The organism is Nonlabens sp. MB-3u-79 (assembly GCF_002831625.1).
Taxonomy (GTDB): Bacteria; Bacteroidota; Bacteroidia; order Flavobacteriales; family Flavobacteriaceae; genus Nonlabens.
Map to the genome: position 1 here is coordinate 99,302 of NZ_CP025116.1, position 15,328 is coordinate 114,629.

At 38.5% G+C, this 15,328-nt stretch carries 13 protein-coding genes; 1 reads left to right on the plus strand and 12 read right to left on the minus strand.

The features are described 5' to 3' along the window. Positions 1-3: 3 nt before the first annotated feature. Complete coding sequence (locus tag CW736_RS00465; RefSeq protein ID WP_101012044.1) at positions 4-360, plus strand: carboxymuconolactone decarboxylase family protein; 357 nt, start codon at positions 4-6, stop codon at positions 358-360. Positions 361-1,381: 1,021 nt separating this feature from the next. Here the strand turns inward: CW736_RS00465 and CW736_RS00470 are convergent. The 12 genes from CW736_RS00470 to CW736_RS00525 form a co-directional block, all read right to left on the minus strand. Further along, positions 1,382-2,449, minus strand: coding sequence for a glycosyltransferase (locus tag CW736_RS00470; protein WP_101012045.1), 1,068 nt, complete (start codon positions 2,447-2,449; stop codon positions 1,382-1,384). After that, complete coding sequence (locus CW736_RS00475) at positions 2,446-3,816, minus strand: glycosyltransferase (protein ID WP_101012046.1); 1,371 nt, start codon at positions 3,814-3,816, stop codon at positions 2,446-2,448. Before CW736_RS00475 ends, CW736_RS00470 begins: the two co-directional genes overlap by 4 nt. Beyond that, entirely contained in the window at positions 3,813-4,361 is a 549-nt protein-coding gene (locus CW736_RS00480; protein WP_101012047.1) for a serine O-acetyltransferase, read from the minus strand. The genes CW736_RS00475 and CW736_RS00480 overlap by 4 nt, the downstream gene beginning before the upstream one ends. Then, a complete protein-coding gene (locus tag CW736_RS00485) occupies positions 4,361-5,428 on the minus strand; it encodes a glycosyltransferase family 2 protein (RefSeq protein WP_101012048.1) in 1,068 nt (355 codons plus the stop codon). Before CW736_RS00485 ends, CW736_RS00480 begins: the two co-directional genes overlap by 1 nt. Then, on the minus strand, positions 5,415-6,899 hold the full coding sequence (locus tag CW736_RS00490; RefSeq protein ID WP_101012049.1) for a glycosyltransferase family 2 protein: 1,485 nt from the start codon (positions 6,897-6,899) through the stop codon (positions 5,415-5,417). The genes CW736_RS00485 and CW736_RS00490 overlap by 14 nt, the downstream gene beginning before the upstream one ends. Next, positions 6,896-8,038 (minus strand): glycosyltransferase family 4 protein, encoded by a 1,143-nt coding sequence (locus CW736_RS00495; RefSeq protein WP_101012050.1) that lies wholly within the window; start codon positions 8,036-8,038, stop codon positions 6,896-6,898. The genes CW736_RS00490 and CW736_RS00495 overlap by 4 nt, the downstream gene beginning before the upstream one ends. Then, a complete protein-coding gene (locus CW736_RS00500; RefSeq protein WP_157810846.1) occupies positions 8,038-8,889 on the minus strand; it encodes a hypothetical protein in 852 nt (283 codons plus the stop codon). Before CW736_RS00500 ends, CW736_RS00495 begins: the two co-directional genes overlap by 1 nt. A gap of 29 nt (positions 8,890-8,918) precedes the next feature. Further along, entirely contained in the window at positions 8,919-10,352 is a 1,434-nt protein-coding gene (locus CW736_RS00505; RefSeq protein ID WP_101012052.1) for an MBOAT family O-acyltransferase, read from the minus strand. Then, complete coding sequence (locus CW736_RS00510; protein WP_101012053.1) at positions 10,352-11,770, minus strand: UDP-glycosyltransferase; 1,419 nt, start codon at positions 11,768-11,770, stop codon at positions 10,352-10,354. The genes CW736_RS00505 and CW736_RS00510 overlap by 1 nt, the downstream gene beginning before the upstream one ends. A 69-nt stretch (positions 11,771-11,839) precedes the next feature. Beyond that, positions 11,840-12,715 carry an N-acetylneuraminate synthase family protein gene (locus CW736_RS00515; RefSeq protein WP_101012054.1) on the minus strand — a complete coding sequence of 292 codons (876 nt, stop codon included), beginning with the start codon at positions 12,713-12,715 and terminating at the stop codon, positions 11,840-11,842. Next, positions 12,708-13,871, minus strand: coding sequence for an acylneuraminate cytidylyltransferase (locus CW736_RS00520; RefSeq protein ID WP_101012055.1), 1,164 nt, complete (start codon positions 13,869-13,871; stop codon positions 12,708-12,710). Before CW736_RS00520 ends, CW736_RS00515 begins: the two co-directional genes overlap by 8 nt. Before the next feature lie 274 nt (positions 13,872-14,145). Then, entirely contained in the window at positions 14,146-15,303 is a 1,158-nt protein-coding gene (locus tag CW736_RS00525; RefSeq protein WP_101012056.1) for a glycosyltransferase, read from the minus strand. Between the last annotated feature and the right edge of the window lie 25 nt (positions 15,304-15,328).

Below are 15,328 nucleotides of genomic sequence, written 5' to 3' on the forward strand. Positions count from 1 at the left end.
GTTATGAGTAATCAAGTAGAAGAATTCAATGCGTATCGCGCAAAAATGAACGATGCCATTCTCGACGACAACAATAAAATCATCAAACGCATCTTCAATATAGATACCAATGCTTTTACAGCAGGTAGATTAGATAAGAAAACCAAAGAACTTTTAGGTCTTGTTGCTAGTACGGTGTTGAGATGTGATGACTGTGTCAAATACCACTTAGAAGCCAGCCATAAAGAAGGTATTTCTAAGGAAGAAGTTGTAGAAGCCCTTTCCATCGCTACATTAGTGGGTGGAACGATTGTGATACCTCATCTGCGCCGTGCATATGAATATTGGGATGCTATAGAGCAGCATGCTGCCAGTAAATAATCCTAGGAATTTATTATTAGCTGGAATCAGTCTCAGTCTCCAGTAGGCAGTAGGCAGGTTGATTTGTGAGCGAGCTCACAAATTTGAGTAGGCAGTATTTTATAATGGTAGCTTTGGAAATTATTTTCCGCACTTGATGCCGAATCCTTTACAATTCCCGAGAGTTGTTTAACGAGTTCTTCCCCTTTCTTGCATCCGACGAGTGCTAGGAGAGTAATGCATAATGTCTGCAGGATAATAGGGCAATAAAAGAAAGAGCAACGCGATTCAAACCTATTTTCCTCCTTCTTGCATCCGACGAGTGCAACGAGAGGAATGCATAATGTCCGCAGGACAAAGGGGCATACTGGAATCAGTCTCAGTTTTCAGTAGGCAGTAGGCAGGTTGATTTGTGAGCGAGCTCACAAATTTGAGTAGGCAGTATTTTATAATGGTAGCTTTAGAAATTATTTTCCGCACTTGATGCCGAATCCTTTACAATTCCCGAGAATTTTTAACGAGTTCTTCCCCCTTCTTGCATCCGACGAGTGCAACGAGAGGAATGCATAATGTCCGCAGGACAAAGGGGCCTGCTGGAATCAGTCTCAGTTTTCAGTAGGCAGTAGGCAGGTTGATTTGTGAGCGAGCTCACAAATTTGAGTAGGCAGTATTTTATAATTGTAACTTTGGAAATTATTTTCCGCACTTGATGCAGAATCACTTACAGTTCCCGAGAGTTTTTTGAAGAGTTTTTCCCTTCTTGCATCCGACGAGTGCTAGGAGAGGAATGCATCATGATCGCAGGACAATGGGGCCTGCTGGAATCAGTCTCAGTTTTCAGTAGGCAGTAGGCAGGTTGATTTGTGAGCGAGCTCACAAATTTGAGTAGGCAGTATTTTATAATTGTAGCTTTGGAAATTATTTTCCGCACTTGATGCCGAATCCTTTACAATTCCCGAGAGTTGTTTAACGAGTTCTTCCCCCTTCTTGCATCCGACGAGTGCTAGGAGAGGAATGCATAATGTCTGCAGGATAATGGGGATTAAGAATCATAAACCTCCAAAAGCCTCTCCACATAACGATCACTGCCGTAATGCTGCAGCACATGTTCATGGAATTGAAGGGCATAACGATCTCTTAATTCGCGATTTGACATTAGTTCTTCTAAAGCTGATGCTAGAAGCTCCGGATTTTCTGGAGGAACAACGAGTCCGCAATCAGCTACTACTTCTTTACAAGCGCCTACATCGGTAACTACGACTGGCAAAGAACACAACCCATATTCTAATAAGGCGACCGGCAATCCTTCTGACTTAGAAGAGAGCACTCCTATATCACAGGCATTAAGAACGGCTGTTACATCAGGTCGTGATCCCAATAGGAAAACACGACTTGCAAGAGCTGGCTTTTGTATGTGACGCTTCAATTCATTGGAATAGGCATCCTGAAAATCCTGACCGCAGAGGTGTAAGGTCCATTCGTGATATTCTGACGCTAGCCTCTCAAAAGCTTGAAGCAAATGCAGGTGGTCTTTCTGTTCCCTTAAGTTGGCAAGACATACGATGCGCTTTCCTTCTGTTCCACCCAGCGGACTCAAAAGCGGAACCGTCGGAACTTTTACAGCAAAGTTCTCTAAGTACAGCACCTTTTTACATTTCAGCTCCTTCTCTGCCCAAGTTTTTAATCGCTTGTTGACGCTTATTATTTGGTCAAAAAAGACAGAAATCAACTTCCATATTTTGTCAGGCCTTTGATCTAATTGGTCAGCCTTACCATAATGGTCGTGCCAAATCAGTTTAGGTGGGTTCTTCAAGAAAACTAAAGCAAGTACCGCTATATAAGCAGAAGTGCTGTGCGCATGAACTACTTCTATTTGATGCTGTTGTATATAAGTCCTCAATTTAAAAACAGCACGCCATCCTATCTTGCCTTTCTTATTTAAAAAAAGATAGGCTACCTCTGGGGCAATTGCTTTTTGAAGCAAGCCTTCTTTTCTAGTCACACAAAGATGGGAGTCGTGACCTTCTTGAGTGAGCACATTAGCAATATTCACCGCCATACGTTCTGCGCCACCGGCTTCTAGACTGTCTATGATTTGAAGCAGTTTCATTTCTTAGGGGCTTTTGATGGATGCGTTTCTTTTAAAAGCAAAGCAATTTCTCTTTCAAAATCATCTAAGGTGTATTGTTGCGACCATGCCGCGGCAGCTTGTGACACCTGCTGTAAGAATTCTGGATGTTTTAGGTATTCTTCCGCTAGTGTTCCTGCTTGTGATATGTCATTGATCAAGATACCTCGCTGAGTGGAATCCATACCTTTGCCTAGCTCTGATGGGTTGGTTTCTTCATTCTGTAATCGTTCTCGACTATCGCTCGAACTGACATCGAAACCTTTCCCTAGCCCTAAAGGGTAGGTTTCTTTATTCTGTAATCGTTCTCGACTATCGCTCGAACTGGCATCGAGAGCTTTCCCTAGCCCTAAAGGGTAGGTTTGTTTATCTGCATTGGAAGTTGGAAGTTGAAAGTTGGACGTTGCTATACCCAGCATCCAATGGACGCAGCTCACTTTACTTGCCACTGGAATACAACCCCAAAACATGGCCTCAGCAACGGCTTTGGGCCAACCTTCACTTTTTGATAATAGAAAAGAGAAATGTGCCTTTTTATAGGCTTGAGTAACGATGCTGTTCTCCACATTACCGTGCAAGCTGATGTGATCTTCTAATCCAGCTGCTTTTACACGGTTTTCTATGACTGCTTTCAAAGGACCATCACCGTAATAATCTAAAGAAATAGCAATTCCGTTAGCCCGTAATTCTTTTATGAGTTCAAAAACTTCTAATGGTCTTTTATTGGCTCCCATGGTTCCCACAAAAACTGCTTTATAAGGTCCATTCCAATTCCTATTGGCAACAGGCTGAATCTGATTCCTGCGGTAAGTAGCTGTAAAGAAGGCTTGGATATTTTTAGTTTGACCGGGCCAGTCTCCATAGACCAACACCTTTATATTTTTAGAGAGAAAGGTATTGGAAAGTAGTTTCTTTTGCCATCTATAAGCCATGGGTTGTAGCGCTTGAGGATCAAAATTACCGGCATATTTAACGGTCTTCCTTTTACTAGGGAATAAGATTTGTACCATACTAGCCAGTAAAGCTAAATTTCCTGGGCATCTTAAATGTATATGATCCGCTTTCGCGAAAGCAAAACACAAAACTATGAATTGATAGGGTATACTAAGAAAAGAAAATATGGCTGAAAATAGGCTGTGAAATTCAAGACGTCTGACACTTTTTATTTCAAAATCTTGGCGATCGAAAGCTTTAGTGAGCAAGGAACGATGGTACCTAGTCGGACAAACGTATGTGGTTGAAGTCGCGTATTTCATCCAAATATTCATTTCCTTAACGTATGGCGCATAGGCCACGTTCTCCTTATTTTTAAAAAGAATAGGTGCGTCAGATATGATGAGCAGCTTCATAAAATATAATCGGCTGAGTCATTATTACTAACCTTAACCGCTGGAACTCCTACTACCGTAGTTCCAGCTGCAACATCTGTAACAACAAGACTATTTGCACCTATAACAGCTTTGTCGCCTATGTTAATTTTTCCTGCTACTGTTGCATTTGCTCCTATGTACACATAATCTCCTATAACTGGAATACCGCGTTTATCTCCACGACCACTTACTCCAATGGTAACTCCTTGCGATATATTGCAATTTTTTCCAATGATGGCTCCTGCATTAATGATGATTCCAGAATGATGACCTATATAAAACCCCTCTCCTATGGTGGCACTGTAAGGGATTGTAATTCCTGTAAGCACTTCAATACCCTTTAACTTGAGCACTCCTATTCCTAATATAGGCCATTTTAAAATCTTAGGTAATGAAGATGTATAAATCCAGTTAAAGAAGCGGTACTGCAATAAGGCCCACAAGCCTTGCTGTGTGAGCAGCATGATAATGGCAGGTTTCCCACTATAATCGGTATATCTTTTTATGTCTTTAGAAAACTTCATTATTTAGGTTTATTGAAGAGTAAACTGATAATTCCTACACTTCTTCCTATTGCTTCAGTAAAGGCTTCTTTGCGTTCCCGAGTAGTAAAGATATTGAGAAATCTAATAGCAGTAAGCAATAGGGTGATTTGATACCATTTTAATTTATTTTTAAAAGAAGGTTTAGGATGTCTTACTCTCCATACGTACCAGCCGTTGCGCACCACCATTTTTCCATAAGCATACTTATTCGGTCTTCCTGCCGCATCGTGATGGTGTTCTAATTGTGCGGCCGTATTGACATATAAATCTCCTATATGTGATAATCGCAGTGTGAAATCTGCATCCTCATATAAGCCATATCCTTCAAAATATTCTGAAAATTTATGCTCTTTTAATACGGATAAGGGAAAACTAGACACACCTCCCATCAATTGTTCCACTTGATATATTTTACCTGAGGGCGGTAAGAAACTAACTGATCTACCATGTCCAAATTCCGGATAAACGGCTGGAGGGGTTTGTTGTGCGAGACCTAATTTTCTCCTCAGTATATACCGGCTGCTTTCTTTACGACGGTAACCATCATAGTAGAAATAATTAAGGTCGTTTTTATCTTCTGTTTCTGTTGGCTCCCAAGAAACTTCATTGGTAATGTAGCCACCAACTCCTATAGCATTTGGGAATTGCGTATAGGTATCTATTAATTGCTTAAAATAATCTGGATCAAGTAGGGTATCGTCGTCTAGAAAAGCAACAATATCTATATCGCTACCTACTCTTTCAATTCCGTAATTGCGTTGTTTGGTCAAGCCGCGATGTTCTGCTGGCACTTGGAAATATCTTAATTTTGAACTTGAACTTGAACTTGAACTTGAATGGAGAGTGGAACTATCCAACTCTGAACTCTGAATTCTGAACTCTGAACTATCTTGAAATAACAACTCCGTTTTATCATCAGTAGAACCATCAATAATCAACACCTCATCGGGCACTTGAGATTGTGACATCACAGATTTCAGCAACCTGGATAAGGGTTCTGGTCTCATGTAGGTACAAACAATAAGGCTTAGTTTACACTTTTGCATCTGGAGCTAATTTTTGAGACCAATACATACTTTTATTCCAAGCCTTTTTAAAATATTTATAATAAGATATAGGATTCTTAATAGAATAATCCTTGTAAAACTTGATGAACAAAGTGACTTTGTATCCTAATAATTGTTTGGCAGTATAATTCTTCTTACGATGGTACATGATTTGCGGTGAAGGCTTCGGTTGAACCTCGTCTTCTTGCCACGGAAAAAGATGTGGTTTTCTAAATCCACCTACAGGCGCTTTTAAATGCAACAACTGTATTTGAGGAGCATAAATCACATCATAGCCAGCTTGACGTATTTGCATGCCATAATCTACATCTTCTCCATAACCGTGTTCCAGAGCCATATCAAATTTACATCGCTCTACTATTTCTCTATGAACAATAGAACAGCCTGAGCCGAAAGATTCCCATTGCTTAAATGTATGCTGTCTTTCTTGTTCCCCTTTTTGCAAACAAGAAAAGGTAATGCACTTCTCTTTACGTTCATTAATGAAGCCTAGTATTTTATCAGAAAAATCATCTTGAACACGCAGGTCGTCATCAAATAACAATATCCAGCTGGCATTGCTTAGCGATATTGCTCTGTTGCGAGCACGACAGGCTCCCGTAATAGAAGTGAATTCGTGAATAATTTCAAAGTGCCATCGCTTTTCTTCCATAAAGTCTAATGCACTTGTTGCGTTGATATCAGCATTTTGTTCGATGATAATGAGCTTATTAGGTGTGAACCTTTGCTCATTTAAATCTTCCATCACCTGTTTTAAATAATTAGGTCTACCCATAGTAGGAATTACTACATCGTAATCAAAATTTATAGTTGTATCAACTTCTCTATTTTTTTGCAACTCCTGAATCTGAATTTTCAAGTGTTTCTTTTTGTAAAAAAGCGCTTTAATAAAAGAGCTTATAGGAAATCGCTTCTCATACCACAAATGACACAAGAATAAAATAAAAACCCAGCTAGTTTTATAATGCTGCTTTACAAACCTATAAAGGTCTTTCTCTTTAAACTCTTCATTTTGAATGGCTGTAGGAATTTGATAATTTAAAACACCTAAAGGTCTGGACAATCTACCAATGGAATTTAACCAGTATAAATAGTTCTTTACCGAAGAATGAGTAGCTATAGTCATGTGAACTAGCTTTGCATGTACGCACACAATCGCTGTCCCTTTTAGCCAAGTCGGATACCTAACTTTTTTATTGATATTTAAAAAAGGTCCATCCTCTACATATCCAAAATCTTCATGTGTATGGTTGTAATTAGAAAAGAAATAGGCCTGGTGATTTAATTCTTGTAAAGCTTTTTTGAATGTATCAATGTCTGCTGTTTTCTCATGAACCAACAAATAATCATCAGGATTTGATTGAGCACATTTATAAATGGCCTCCACTATTGGTAGACCTTCATAACCCCTAGTAATGGCCATGCCGTTATGATAAAGCAGGTAAATCATTGGGAACAAACACTTTTATAATACTCTAAATTCTGACCTACTATTTTATTGATATCAAATCTTGCCTCTATTTTTACTCTAGCGGCTTGACCTATTTTTTTTACCAACTCTTGATCTTTGAATAAATGTTGCAAAGTAGCTACATACACATCAGTATGATCTGGATGATGCATAAAACCATCCACTCCATGATCTATTAAATCTTGTGCCCATCCTATATTGGTATTTACCACTGCCTTTTTTAAAGCCATGGACTCGATAGTGACCATTCCCAGTGTTTCGGCAAGTGATGGAAAAACACAAACATGAGCTTTCTTCATCTGTGCTTGTACGTCGTCATAAGGTATTTTACCTAGGTAAGAAATTCGAGCTGCAGCATTTGCGGTCATTTTTCTTTTCATTAATTCCCAAGTAGAAGTAGCACCGGTTAGAACATCTCCACTATCCCCACCTATAAAAATCAGGCTGCTTTTAGGCTCTAATTCGACCAGTTTATTAAATATTTCTATCAACTGAAACACTCCTTTTTTACGGATCAATGTTCCTATATTAAGTAGGGTATATGGAATATAGTTTTCTGGTTGGTTGTTTTGAAAATTCTCTAATTGCAATCCGTAGTGTATCACCTTCAATCGATCCAATGGTAAATCAAATAACCTCATCGATACTTCTCCTGCATAATGAGTAGGTGCGATAAATGCGCTTGCTTTTTTTACTGCATTTTTTTCAAAAAATCTATTCTTCCATTTTTGAGGTCTGTTTTCAATATGACAAAAATAAGTGTCACTGCCGTGAAACCTAATCACTAATGGAGTTTTTAGATTCATAAAAGCAGTAATTCCAGTCCAATCTGGAGCTTCCAGTACATCTATGCCTTTGGAGTTGTCCTTAATATATCTTTCTAAATGCTTGCGGTAAAAATAGAAACCACCTAATCTATATGTCTTTTGAGCTATGAGATGAAACGTAATATTAGCTTCCTCAAAAACACCATCTTCTTTTTGCCCATATACAAATACGCTAGTCTTATGCCCGATTGCCGCTAGTGCTTCTACTAAGTTTTTTATACTGGTCCCCATACCACCAGCATTGCTGATTTTTTTATGCGGATATTCTGGTGTGAGGTAGGCGATGTGCATTAGTTGCTATTTTCATTTAATAATAACTCTTCTACAAGTATTCTCGTAAAACCTGAGGCTCCGTTTCTATTAAGGTGACCGCAATCTGCAAAATAAGTATCTGTTTGATCAAATAAGTCGATAAAGCTAATTACTTGCGGGTAAGCTTCTTCTAGTTTCTTTACAAATATATTTCTATTTGAGGCATTTTTACAATAAGGTGCTGTGTACAAAATAAGGTGATTAGGTTCACTTTTCCTCAACCAGTTTACGCCTTGATTGGCATCAGAGATTTCGGTAGGTAATGACCCCTTTAGTTTACTTCCTACATGATCCCTCGCTAAAAAACCATTAGTAAAGTCTATATTAGTTGGTTTTTTATAAAGTTGTAATAGGACCTCTCTGAATCCTATCATTTTATCATTTGCAGCATAGCGAACAAAAGGAAGCTGCATGGCTGGTGTATGTACCTGCTTTTTAAATTCTGAGCTGAGTAAATCTGTGTTTTGGTAAGGAGCTATGGAAGAAAGAAAGGCTGGTGCATAAGAATCGTAATTGACAGCATAATCTAATTGAAAAAACACTTTCTCATAAGTAACTTTATGATCTTTTAATATTTGTAATAATGCTGCAGAATCATTCGCCAAGCTTCCTTGCAAGCCTAAATTAATACAGCTTTTACCCGTTAGTTGAGTAACTAACTCACAATCAATATTGTTTTCCACTCTCGAACTGCCTAAGAATATATAATCAATATGTGCCTCTTTTAATTGAACTACATACTGTGTTTTGTTTCTCGAAAAACCGGTCGTAAAGGCATGCGTATATATGATCTCTAACAAATAAGCACTAGCTATTGTTATGATTAACATCCATCCCGTATATTTTAAAAACCTGATCATTAAAATTGAAAGTATATAAAGTCTTGATGATTAGAGTATACGCCTAAAGTAAGCAACATGATGAGTACAGCGGTAATTTTAAACCACTTCCATTTTCCAATAAATGGATGCTCATATTGTCTATGAAGCCACTCCAGGCCAATAAAAATAAAAATAATAAGGAGCATCTCCACATTATAACGCTCGATATTCAAATATTGAATGTCAAAACGAGCATTGGTACACATGATTTTTATATAATTTACAGCCTCCATAAAACTAGGAGCTCTAAAAAACACCCAAGCTATACAAGCCAAAATAAAAGTAAAAGACATTTGACCTAATTCCCTCAAGCTTGGTAATAATGTTCCCTTTGCAACTTGATCTAAGTTTTTTCGATTTTTATCAATCAATAAAATAGGCAAGAAGAATAAGGCGTGTAAAAAACCCCAAAAAATAAAGGTCCAATTGGCTCCGTGCCAAAAACCACTGACCATAAATATAATCATCACGTTGCGCAATTGCATCCATTTACTACCTCTAGAACCTCCTAAAGGAATGTACAAATAATCACGGAACCAAGTGGATAAGGAAATATGCCAGCGTCTCCAAAACTCGGCCATGTCTCTTGAAAAATAAGGGTAATTAAAATTACGCATTAAATCGAAGCCTAGTAACCTAGCTGTACCAATGGCTATGTTAGAATATCCTGCAAAGTCACCATAAATCTGAAAGGCAAAATAGACCGCACCTAAAATCAGACTCGCACTATTCATGTTTTCATAATTGTCAAAAATACTGTTGACATAGGGAGCACAACTGTCTGCAATCACGACTTTTTGAAACAACCCCCATAGAATAAGATGGATTCCAGAAATGGCTTGATCTTCCTTAAACACCCTTTTCTTAGAAAATTGGGGTAATAAATTGGTAGCTCGTTCTATAGGACCAGCAACTAGCTGTGGAAAAAAGGCTACATAAGCTGCAAAGTTGATCAAATGCCGAGATGCTTGTAGCTTTCCTCTGTATACATCAATGGTATAACTTAAGGTTTGAAAGGTGTAAAAAGAAATCCCAACTGGTAAAATGATATTTAGAGTGCTTTTATGCATGACAACACCTAGAGAGTTAAAAGCATCTACCCAAGAATCTATAAAGAAATTATAGTACTTAAAAAAGCCTAACAAACCAAGATTCACCAACAGTGACACCAACAGCAGTAGTTTCTTTCTAGATCTTACCGAAGAATTACTTATAGCTATTCCTATGGCAAAGTCCACCAAGGTGCTAAAAGCGATCAGTGCTAAAAAACGATAATCCCACCATCCGTAAAAGAAGTAACTGGCAATAAGAATAAAGGCGTTTTGTAATTTTAAATAGCGCTGCAACACGAACCAATAGATGATAAAACACACTGGTAAAAAAATCAAAAACTCTATGGAATTAAAAAGCATTACTTTAAAATCTCATTAATTCCTTCCCAAATACGTTCACTAGCTTTTTCAGGTGATTCTGGTTTGTTGACTATTTCGTACCACTTTTTAGTCACAGGAACTGGATTCAACTCCCCATCTAATAAGCCCTTGATGCCATCGTAAATTTCTTCTTTACGCATCGCCCAAGTCACTGATTGATCATAGTCCGGCATGGAACGAAAATGAACGTAGTTGTAATTTTGTCCTATGTCGCGAGTTCCTTTTTGGAGCTGTGGCTGCTCGTAATTAGGATAAATGGTAGGCTTGTCGTGAATCACAAAATCAAATACCATACTGGAGCAAATGTTGACCACCAGTTCGCTATGGTAACAGGTATTGACCAGTAAAGCAAAATCTTCTTTAGTGGGCATGACTTGATTCCATTGTTCCCCTATAGGTTTCCACAAAGGATCTATAGGAGTGATGACGTCTTTATACTGCTCTAAAACAGCATCGTATCTTCCGGAGAAATCAATAGGTACTTTTCTATAAATAATAGCCAAGTCACGACCTTCTTTACGCAATTGGCGTACAGCGATGGCCGTGTCTTCCAAGTAATATTGATCTAATGGCGAAGTGGTTTGATCATCTCCCGAAAAACAGATGTACTTGGTGTTAGCGTTTAAACCATGAGCTTCACAAAATTGCTTTCGCGAAAGCAATAAAGAAGCATCATAATGAGGCTCAAACTGCGGTGTTCCGGTAACGAAAACTTGTGCTGCTTTTGTTTTGGGATAATATTCCAACAGCTGTGCTTTCATCAATTCGGACCAGACAAAATAATAGTCCGTCTCCACCGTACTCATCCCTTTTGGTAAGTTATCCCAACTGTAGATCCAGCAAGCGGTTTTGATCCCTAAATCTTGTGCCGCAAGAAGTGGCGCTATAGCTTGAGTCGCACGTTGGGTCGTACAAAAAACGATATCTGGTTGATGTACTTCTAACTGTGCTTTCACCTCTTGATAACGCACCGTAGAGCGCTCTGCAGCATTCATTTGATCCATCAATTTTTGCCAACCCTGAGGGCTGGCGCTAAAAGTTTCATGGAATGTTACAAAAGCACTTTTTAGTATGTTTTTAAGGCTGTTCCATCGCAACGGAAATCTATAAGTAGGATATACTTGATCATTGGTACGCTTTCGCGAAAGCGCTAATTCGACCCTTTTACGAGCATGACTGAGTACCGCTGTTTTGGGATGTATTTTGGTGCTTTTGATCTTTAATTCTGGATAGCCTAATTCGTTCTCCAAAGGAAAAATAGTGTTGTTCCAATAGGTGATATCAAAGCCTTGCTGCTCTCCTATTTCTTTAAAATGCGTAAATGCAAAATTGCGCAGCCCTACTCCATCAGGAAAAAGAATGAATACCTTAGACTTATTAGGATTTGTAGCTGACACAGATTTTTTTATTTTTTGAAATTCACGTACAAAGTCAAATTCGAGTTCAAGTTCAAGTTCAAGTTCAATTTAGGCCTTACGGTACTTCAACTTATCCCGCTGTACTTGCTCAATAGGTAGGATATCCGTCTTCTTGTAATCTAATGCTTGGTGTACTGCTTTTAAATCCCTAGCTAATTTTCTCATTCCTGCAGGTTCTAAGGAAGCACTGTGATCCGTTCCTTTCCAAGTACGGTCCAATGTGTAATGACGTTCTACCACGTTTGCACCTAGCGTATAAGCGGCTATATCTACAGCTATTCCTAAATGGTGACCTGAAAAACCAATGGTCTTTACACGCTTGCCATACTTTTCTATCATGGTAGTGATATCCAGCAAACACACATCAGGAAAGGGTACCGGATAACCAGAAGTACAGTTGTACAATACCAAATCTTTTGCACGATTGTGTTTTTCAAAAAACTGAACCAGTTCTTCCATCTCCTCTTTAGTAGTCATTCCTGTAGAACAGTGAATTTCCCCTTTGTAATTTTCACACAACCAACCCAACATCTCGTAATGATTGTTACAAGCACTTGGAATCTTGATAAATTCTGGATTCAAACCTGCAATTTCTTTAGCGCTGGTGGTATCCCAAACACTAGTAGAATAAGTAATCCCTACTTCTTCACAATAGGCTTTTAACTCTGCGTGTTGGTTCACATCAAATTCAAGAAACTCCCGGTGTGCACCATAAGTATCTCCATAAGAATTCACTGGATTAGGGTGAGGTGCATTGTACTGATCTTCTGTAAGAAACTCTTTGTTATAACGTTTTTGAAATTTTACGGCATCCACTTTACAAAAGATGGCAGCTACTTTGATCAATTCTTTAGCGATTTCCATATCACCTTTATGGTTTCCACCTATTTCTGCGATGGTATAGGGTTTTTTATAGTTACTCATAACGATTGTTGTATTTGATAATAAATTCTGTTGCCTCTCGAATGGCTCCTTCGGCACTGTTTTTTTGCAAAATGATATCTGCGTGATTTTTTATAGGTTGTGTGGCATTTGCTGGAGCAAGTGACCAGCCGGCTGCACACATATTGGCCAAGTCGTTCACATCATCACCCATATAAGCGATTTGCGAAAAGGATAAGTTTTTATCTCTAACGATTCTAGAAAGCAAGCTGTACTTGTCTTTAACCCCTAAAAAGACATGGTCAATTTTTAATTTCTCCATACGGCTGGCAACAATTTGCGAGTCCTCTGAAGTCATGACCATCACTTCTACCCCATACTGACGTAAGATCTCTAATCCCATTCCGTCTCGCATGTCAAACTTCTTCATCATCTCGCCATCTGCTCCATAGTAAATACAGCCATCCGTAAAGACACCATCTACATCGAGAATGAGGTGGGTAATGCGCTCACTTTGTTTCTTTGACTTCAAACGAGCAGCTAGCAATTCTTCCACAATTTTCCAATCGGTTAAGGAATCAATCTCTGTCAGACTGTCCTCAGGCATTTCAACCGTTGCGATGTTACCGCTTATTCTGTTTTTACTTTCGCGTAAAGCAGAATGAGTCGTCACATAACAAGCCCCATTCTCTATAAGCAGGCCTTCAAAATCTTGCCTTCTAGGCCGATTAAAAATATCATAATTCTTAGGAGTACCGTCTGCATGCCAAGTAAAACGATGCGAATTCACTACTGTTAATGCGCTATCATAATTCTTTCCGTGGGCAACGGCTTCTATACAGGTATTGATATCTACTGCAGTGGTAAAAGGCGATGTGGCTTGTAACAAACAGAATATATCAAATTTAGCTTTTAATTTATCGACAAATTCCAGGATACCCATCTCGGTACTGGCGGTATCTGTCGCACTGGCATCGCTGCGTTTTACACCTATTACTTTATCGGTCCAGTGGTATTCTTTTTCTATAAAGGAAAGGATGGCATCGTCGTCTGTATATACATAAACGCTATCAAGCTGTGAGGCAATAGCCTCTCCTAGTACCCAACAAAAAAGAGGTCTTCCTAAAAGCTTTTTTTTGTTTTTACCAGGAATACCTTTAGAGCCTGCACGTAATGGGATAAATCCTATGGATTTCATAGTTTTGAGGTTGTGAGCAAATTTAAGGAAACAAGCGGATAACCTGTTAAAATATTAACTTTTAATCGACGTACGGACCTGCTATTTTTTAACACCACTCCGGCTCTCTTCCTGATTTTATAAGTCTCTGAATTTTAGAGTTTTACAATAAGATCAAAATTTAATAAATAATCGTCAAGTATACTAGGTTCTTATAGCCTGTTCATAGGGTACCGTATGACAAGAAGCCTTATCACTATTTCTAATTTCACCTGTTGTTTTTTTGGAGTAAGTCTCAGCTTTCAAAGGGAATAGAGCCTTCTGTTGTTGGTATGCTTTGATACATTTTCAAGGCTTTCTTTGTAAGCACTTCGCGACTTAAATGTTCCTGAGCATATGCTTGATTGTACGCAAAGGCGTTCTGAATCATAGCGATATTTTGTATAGCAAAGCTTATGTGCTGTTGGATCTCTTCTGAGTTTTCACAATCTTCAATAAGTAAACCGTTGGAGGCATGCGTCACAATTTCTGCTGTAGCATTTCCTGGATTGCTCTGAATAGGGAAAGCCCCGCAACACATAGCTTCTAACAAGGTATTCGGCATGCCGTCAGAATTGCTATTTCCAATATAGATTAAAGAGGCACACATCAGCTCTAGAATTTGTGAATGATCCAGCAAGCCATGTACCCTAATAGTCGGATTTTTTTCCTTTTGAAATTCAAATATTTCTGGGTGTTGTGCACCAAAAATTACAATTTCATAATCGCAAAGTAATCCTGGTAGAGCGACCAAAGCTTTCAATACCGGTAAAGCCCTACCTGATCTGTTCTGGTTCCCTTTTACTAGAATGATTTTTCTTTCTGAAACAGCTTGTATTTTATTTTGTATTGAGTCCAATTCAAAACCACCGCCACCAGGAATAACTCCAAGAAACTTTCCTTTAAAACCGTGTTCTAAAGCAATCTGACGATCTCTATGGCAATCTGTAATCAAGTAATCCATACGAAGCAATACCTTTTGAATATCTTTCAAGTATGCTGTATGATGTTGGAAATAATACAAATCACTGCCCCAAGAAGAATACAACCAGTTGACTTCTTTGTATCTATTCATCACCTCGTAAATAGGAGTACAAGAAATGTACAAAGCAAAACTATGCACTACATCTGGTTGTATATCGAGCAAGGCTTTTTCAAAAGCTTTTTCTACTGGCACATCTAATTGAGAGGACAAAAAGGAAAAGAATTTAGGGACTCTTTTTTTAATAAAAGACCTGCCTCTTTTCTTTAAAAAGCCTTTTTTCCAACCCACAACTTGTGTCATCCCACTCATAGATGGAGAATAGCCTTGATCTTTAATATCAAACCAAAACACCTCATGGTCACTTTCTCGCAATTGGTCAGACCAGCGAGTAAAGTGGAGGTTATTCATAGAAACTAATAGTATTTTCACGAGGTAAATTTAAACATCTCTATTA

What these genes read in the sequence shown, in the direction of transcription:
- CW736_RS00515 (WP_101012054.1), bottom strand. Translation starts at nt 12,715, where the DNA reads ATGAGTAACTATAAAAAACCCTATACCATCGCAGAAATAGGTGGAAAC.
- CW736_RS00490 (WP_101012049.1), bottom strand. Translation starts at nt 6,899, where the DNA reads ATGATTTACCTGCTTTATCATAACGGCATGGCCATTACTAGGGGTTAT.
- CW736_RS00470 (WP_101012045.1), bottom strand. Translation starts at nt 2,449, where the DNA reads ATGAAACTGCTTCAAATCATAGACAGTCTAGAAGCCGGTGGCGCAGAA.
- CW736_RS00485 (WP_101012048.1), bottom strand. Translation starts at nt 5,428, where the DNA reads ATGCAAAAGTGTAAACTAAGCCTTATTGTTTGTACCTACATGAGACCA.
- CW736_RS00480 (WP_101012047.1), bottom strand. Translation starts at nt 4,361, where the DNA reads ATGAAGTTTTCTAAAGACATAAAAAGATATACCGATTATAGTGGGAAA.
- CW736_RS00500 (WP_157810846.1), bottom strand. Translation starts at nt 8,889, where the DNA reads ATGTTAATCATAACAATAGCTAGTGCTTATTTGTTAGAGATCATATAT.
- CW736_RS00520 (WP_101012055.1), bottom strand. Translation starts at nt 13,871, where the DNA reads ATGAAATCCATAGGATTTATCCCATTACGTGCAGGCTCTAAAGGTATT.
- CW736_RS00465 (WP_101012044.1), top strand. Translation starts at nt 4, where the DNA reads ATGAGTAATCAAGTAGAAGAATTCAATGCGTATCGCGCAAAAATGAAC.
- CW736_RS00475 (WP_101012046.1), bottom strand. Translation starts at nt 3,816, where the DNA reads ATGAAGCTGCTCATCATATCTGACGCACCTATTCTTTTTAAAAATAAG.
- CW736_RS00505 (WP_101012052.1), bottom strand. Translation starts at nt 10,352, where the DNA reads ATGCTTTTTAATTCCATAGAGTTTTTGATTTTTTTACCAGTGTGTTTT.
- CW736_RS00495 (WP_101012050.1), bottom strand. Translation starts at nt 8,038, where the DNA reads ATGCACATCGCCTACCTCACACCAGAATATCCGCATAAAAAAATCAGC.